General features: G+C 58.0%; 2 rRNA genes (1 of these 2 only partly in view). Both read left to right on the forward strand.

Annotated elements, in window-relative coordinates:
- Positions 1–93 precede the first annotated feature (93 nt).
- A 16S ribosomal RNA gene (locus ACH4K1_RS32180) occupies positions 94–1619 on the forward strand.
- 301 nt (positions 1620–1920) lie between these two features.
- Positions 1921–2274: ribosomal RNA gene (locus ACH4K1_RS32185) — 23S ribosomal RNA — on the forward strand (it continues 2951 nt past the right edge of the window).
- Together the 16S and 23S rRNA genes form the textbook arrangement of a ribosomal RNA operon.

A 2274-nucleotide genomic window follows, 5' to 3' on the forward strand; every position in this document is an offset into this window, starting at 1 on the left:
GGCAATGACACAGCGAGGACGCTGTGAACAACGGGTCTTATTCCGACCGGTTGTTCCGCTCTCGTGATGTGTGCACCCGATTACGGGTAAACATTCACGGAGAGTTTGATCCTGGCTCAGGACGAACGCTGGCGGCGTGCTTAACACATGCAAGTCGAACGATGAAGCCCTTCGGGGTGGATTAGTGGCGAACGGGTGAGTAACACGTGGGCAATCTGCCCTTCACTCTGGGACAAGCCCTGGAAACGGGGTCTAATACCGGATAATACTCTGTTCCGCATGGGACGGGGTTGAAAGCTCCGGCGGTGAAGGATGAGCCCGCGGCCTATCAGCTTGTTGGTGGGGTAATGGCCTACCAAGGCGACGACGGGTAGCCGGCCTGAGAGGGCGACCGGCCACACTGGGACTGAGACACGGCCCAGACTCCTACGGGAGGCAGCAGTGGGGAATATTGCACAATGGGCGAAAGCCTGATGCAGCGACGCCGCGTGAGGGATGACGGCCTTCGGGTTGTAAACCTCTTTCAGCAGGGAAGAAGCGCAAGTGACGGTACCTGCAGAAGAAGCGCCGGCTAACTACGTGCCAGCAGCCGCGGTAATACGTAGGGCGCAAGCGTTGTCCGGAATTATTGGGCGTAAAGAGCTCGTAGGCGGCTTGTCACGTCGGATGTGAAAGCCCGGGGCTTAACCCCGGGTCTGCATTCGATACGGGCTAGCTAGAGTGTGGTAGGGGAGATCGGAATTCCTGGTGTAGCGGTGAAATGCGCAGATATCAGGAGGAACACCGGTGGCGAAGGCGGATCTCTGGGCCATTACTGACGCTGAGGAGCGAAAGCGTGGGGAGCGAACAGGATTAGATACCCTGGTAGTCCACGCCGTAAACGTTGGGAACTAGGTGTTGGCGACATTCCACGTCGTCGGTGCCGCAGCTAACGCATTAAGTTCCCCGCCTGGGGAGTACGGCCGCAAGGCTAAAACTCAAAGGAATTGACGGGGGCCCGCACAAGCAGCGGAGCATGTGGCTTAATTCGACGCAACGCGAAGAACCTTACCAAGGCTTGACATATACCGGAAAGCATCAGAGATGGTGCCCCCCTTGTGGTCGGTATACAGGTGGTGCATGGCTGTCGTCAGCTCGTGTCGTGAGATGTTGGGTTAAGTCCCGCAACGAGCGCAACCCTTGTTCTGTGTTGCCAGCATGCCCTTCGGGGTGATGGGGACTCACAGGAGACTGCCGGGGTCAACTCGGAGGAAGGTGGGGACGACGTCAAGTCATCATGCCCCTTATGTCTTGGGCTGCACACGTGCTACAATGGCCGGTACAATGAGCTGCGATGCCGCGAGGCGGAGCGAATCTCAAAAAGCCGGTCTCAGTTCGGATTGGGGTCTGCAACTCGACCCCATGAAGTCGGAGTTGCTAGTAATCGCAGATCAGCATTGCTGCGGTGAATACGTTCCCGGGCCTTGTACACACCGCCCGTCACGTCACGAAAGTCGGTAACACCCGAAGCCGGTGGCCCAACCCCTTGTGGGAGGGAGCTGTCGAAGGTGGGACTGGCGATTGGGACGAAGTCGTAACAAGGTAGCCGTACCGGAAGGTGCGGCTGGATCACCTCCTTTCTAAGGAGCACTTCTTACCAAGTTCGCTTGGTCAGAGGCCAGTACACCGGCGAATGTTCGGTGCTGGTTGCTCATGGGTGGAACGTTGACTATTCGGCACGATGGTTTGTTGTTCACTAGTACTGCTTCGGCGTGGAACGTGGGGAATGGGGCATTGTGTCGGGCACGTTGTTGGGTGTCTGAGGGTGCGGCCGATTGTGGCTGTCCTTCTGATCCGGCCCCAGTGAACTCATCCGTTGCGGGTGGGGTGGTGGGTGGCTGGTCGTTGTTTGAGAACTGCACAGTGGACGCGAGCATCTGTGGCCAAGTTTTTAAGGGCGCACGGTGGATGCCTTGGCACCAGGAACCGATGAAGGACGTGGGAGGCCACGATAGTCCCCGGGGAGCTGTCAACCAAGCTTTGATCCGGGGGTTTCCGAATGGGGAAACCCGGCAGTCGTCATGGGCTGTCACCCGCTGCTGAACACATAGGCAGTGTGGAGGGAACGAGGGGAAGTGAAACATCTCAGTACCCTCAGGAAGAGAAAACAACCGTGATTCCGGGAGTAGTGGCGAGCGAAACTGGATGAGGCCAAACCGTATGCGTGTGATACCCGGCAGGGGTTGCGCATGCGGGGTTGTGGGATCTCTCTTTCACAGTCTGCCGGCTGTGAGG

Origin of the sequence: Streptomyces sp. NPDC017448, assembly GCF_044330565.1 — a bacterium.
Taxonomy (GTDB): domain Bacteria; phylum Actinomycetota; class Actinomycetes; order Streptomycetales; family Streptomycetaceae; genus Streptomyces.